The organism is Treponema endosymbiont of Eucomonympha sp., from assembly GCF_001028545.1.
This window is the reverse complement of record NZ_BBPW01000079.1, coordinates 1-3,625: the sequence shown is the minus strand read 5'-3', so window position 1 is coordinate 3,625 and position 3,625 is coordinate 1. Positions and strand designations below refer to the sequence as shown.

The 3,625-nt window shown below is 59.9% G+C and carries 4 protein-coding genes; all 4 read right to left on the bottom strand.

The genetic code is table 11. The annotated features are described in order from the left end of the window. Nucleotides 1–543 (bottom strand): Holliday junction branch migration protein RuvA (gene ruvA / locus AWU74_RS04370; RefSeq protein ID WP_162504797.1); only part of this gene is annotated, 543 nt, incomplete at its 3' end. Between the two features lie 278 nt (nt 544–821). Further along, complete coding sequence (locus tag AWU74_RS04365) at nt 822–2,234, bottom strand: hypothetical protein (RefSeq protein ID WP_062327997.1); 1,413 nt, start codon at nt 2,232–2,234, stop codon at nt 822–824. A gap of 145 nt (nt 2,235–2,379) precedes the next feature. Beyond that, on the bottom strand, nt 2,380–3,168 hold the full coding sequence (locus tag AWU74_RS04360) for an SPOR domain-containing protein (RefSeq protein WP_162504796.1): 789 nt from the start codon (nt 3,166–3,168) through the stop codon (nt 2,380–2,382). Then, nucleotides 3,135–3,625: dephospho-CoA kinase (locus AWU74_RS04355; protein ID WP_162504795.1), on the bottom strand; the 491-nt coding region annotated here is incomplete at its 5' end. The genes AWU74_RS04355 and AWU74_RS04360, both read right to left, overlap by 34 nt.

Genomic DNA, 3,625 nt, shown 5'->3' with positions numbered 1-3,625 from the left:
ACTGTTCAGCGTCTCGGCAAGCCGCGCGACGGCGTTTTCGCAGTCGCGTCTGTCGTGCCCCATATTCACGAGCGCGGACACTACATTCTGCCACGGCGTTGCCGCCGGATTTCCGACAGAACTGCTCCCGCCGCCTGCGTTCAGCGTGAGCTTGCCTTTGAGCGCGAGGAGCATCTTCTGAGCGGTCTTCTTGCCGATCCCGCTCACCGTCTCAAGGCGGGAAAGGTCGCCGTCGTCGAGCGCACAGATAAGCTGCCTGCTCGGAATCGACGACATGATTTTGAGCGCCGCCTTCGGTCCGACGCCCTCGACTTTCTGCAAATCCAAAAAGAGCGCGCGGTCTTCCGCGCTGGCAAAGCCGAACAGCGCCATAGCGTCTTCCCGGTGCAAAAGCCACGTGTAGAGCCGCGCGGTTTCGCCCGCCGGCGGAAGCGCGCTCAGCGCTGGAGCGGGCACCGCGATTTCCCACTCGACGCCGCCGGTGTCCAGATATACCGAATGCGGCAGTTTTGCGGTGAGCGTTCCGCGCAAACTGTTGAACATGCGCACAGTATACGGAAAAAACAGCGGAATTGCCAGATTCAGACGGGCGTTGCCTGTCGGGAACGGGAGCGGCACAAGAGGAGGGAAAAGCGGCGGGAACCGCGCGGCGCGGCGACAGGATTATCTTTTGTGCCGAGTTTTTTCAGAAAACTCAGAGCTTCCCCGCTGCATTCCGCGAATTACAAAAACAGTCGGTGTTTTATGCCTTTACGCTGTCTTTCGCAGGCATATTTTGGCGGCGCAAAGACCGACGCGCATGAATGCCCGCAGCCCTGCGCTTATGCCCCGGAATCTTTCAGCACGGGAATAGAAACCGCCGCTTTCCCCGAAACGCTCAGCTTCTTTGTTTTCACCTTCCATTTGAGCGCAACGGCTATATCCCCGCTTACTTTGCCGCTTTTATAGCTGATAATATCCGCGCTGATATTTCCCGCCGGCACATACCAGCGGTTTTGCGCGCGCGAGGACAGCGACAAAGACGCCAAATGCTGCGTCTTTGTGCCGTGCCAGTCTTTCCCCGGATACCATATCCGGCGAAACGACGAGGATGCCCGCAAATGCGGAAAGCGGGCGGTGAGCGACAGCCGCAGCGGAAACGCCGTATCCGCGGTCGGGGTAACGCCGCAGCCGTCCGGCAAAAGCCAGTTTTCAAATCCGGCGAGCGCGGTCGCCGTGAAATGCCCGGCGGAAATGCGGGACGACCCGCGCACGGTGTACAAGCCGCTGAATGAATCTCCGGAGAAAACGACGCCGCCTGACGCGAGCAGTCCGTGCTTTAGGGAGCGCGGCGCGGCGACGGACGGGTTGACGGAATAGCGGAAGCGGGAGGCAATCAGACGGTTTTCCGGCGTGTAAAAATCGGTAGGGGAGTAGAATATGCGCGTGCGCAGGGAAAACGCCGCGGCCGAGAAGCCGCCTTCGCTGCGGAACCACGGGGCATATCCGCCGAACGGGGATTCCGCGAATCCTGCCGCGCCGTACCAGCGCACCGGCAGGCGGAACACGAGCGAGCGCACCGATGCTTCCGCCAGAAACGCGGAATAGCCGCCCGGCGCGAAATACGGGTGCGCGATATGCCACGCGGTTTCTACCGCCGGTTTCAGGCGGTATGCGTAATAGCTGCCGGTGAAACGGGCGGCGGTTTTGCCCGAGGCAAGCGGGACGGTGAACGTCAAACCCTGCGCCGTTTTGCTTGAGTAAAGCTCGACCGCACTTTCGTGGATTATTCCCGCCGCGCCCGAAAAAGCCGGAAGCACAAAGCGCACCGCAACGGCACCTGCATGACTCCCGCTGGTGCGCGGAACGGCGCTGCCGACGCCCGCTCGCGGCAGAGTTATCCGTCCGGTCGGGGTAAGATATGATACAATAACCGGGTTGGCAAGGCGGGACAGCGCGTTGCCTTTGGCAAGATTGCCGCCTAACAGCGTAATCGCAGGCAAAAGCCGGATTTGCCCCGCCAATTCGCTCGTCAACTCCGCGTTTGCAAAAGCGGCTATACCGGACAGCTCGTGCATATCGGCAGAGATGAACGCGAAAAACACGCACCGCTCGTAACGAGCGAACAGCGAAGCAGACTGCGTCAGCGCGGGCGAATCTTTCGCCTCAAACAAAAGCGCGGACGCAAGCGAAACAGTTTCTGCGCGGACGGCATGCGCGACAATAAGCAGACAAAAAAAGGGTAGCATTTTCATGCTATCCTTTATGGGGGAGTTTAAGCGGCTTTGTGCGCGTTTTCGGCAAAAGCCGCCGCGATTAGTGCCGGAAATGCGCGCTATAAAGCTATTTGGAGGCAAACTGAAATTTCTCCGAGCACGCCCAACGTATGCTTTGGCGTTGCTATCGCGCCGCTGACACGAATGTGGTAGCTTTGGCGAATTGGTCTATGAGCGCGATTCGCTCCTGCCAGGACTTCGCTTCGGCTTCGGTCGCATACGGCCCGATACGGACGCGGTAAAACGTTTTGCCCGTTGCGTCGATATGGGTAAATATTTCCCCGTGCAGTTTATTCTCGGCGAGCACGGCAAGCGCGGATTCGGCGTTTTTCCGAACCGTAAACGACGCGGCTTGCACCCAGTATTCTTTTCCCGCTGCTGTTTTGGCTTTCGGCGCTGGCGTCGGGGCGGGTTTAGCCGGTTTTGCGGAGGGAAGCTTCGCCGCATTCTGTGCCGTATTTTGCGCTGATTCCGCCGCCCGCTTTACCTCCGCGGCTTTTTTCTCGGCAGCGGCGGCGACCGCCTTGCGCGCAGCCTCGTTTTCGGGCGTTACGCTCGCCGGCACCGATTTAAGCGCATTTAAATCAATCGTCGTGGTGCTTCCGTATACGTGCGCATTCTCCGCATACACCGTTACGTCGTTCGCCTTTTGCGGCGGCACGGCATTCGGCTGCTGTGCGCTTTCATTCAGCGGGGAGCCTATGCCCTCCACGCCGATGGGTTGCGGTTCCGCTGGCCGGGGGGGCGGTGTCGGCGGAATCGTCCCTATGTCGCTTGCTGCTTGCGGGGACATCGGCGCGACTGAAGCGTTTTTGGAGCGCGGCGTGTACAGCAGCAATGCGGTTCCGGTAACCACCGACAAAAAAACGCCAACCGCAGCTATAATCCATAGTGTTCGCTTTCCTTCTTCCATATCACATACCCTCTCTTTTCGCAGTAGCGGAGAAAATCGTCCACCTTTTGCTCAAGGCGGGCGAAACTCCCGTTGTTCCATATGGTGTATATATCGGCATTCGCGCGTTTGTATTGAGAACGGATATACCGCTGCGCACGGAATCTTTCCAGAATCCGCCGCGCCGGAAGCCGGTCGCGCCGCCGCACGCGGAAAAACCGGACGATACGGGAAGCGTCGACGTACAGGACGAGAGGACAGCACGCCATAAGCGCCGTTTTGCAGAGCACGGCGGCGTTGATTGCGACATGCCGGTCGGGGTGCTCGGCGATAAACTCCGCAATGAGCCGCTCCGTTTCGGGGTGGACGAGCGCTTCTTGCCGCGCCAGCAGCGCGGGGCTTTTGAATAAGAGCGAGCCGAGCGCCTTCCGGGGGGGCCGGTTCCCCGCCCGAAACGAGGCTGGTTCCCGCCCGGCCC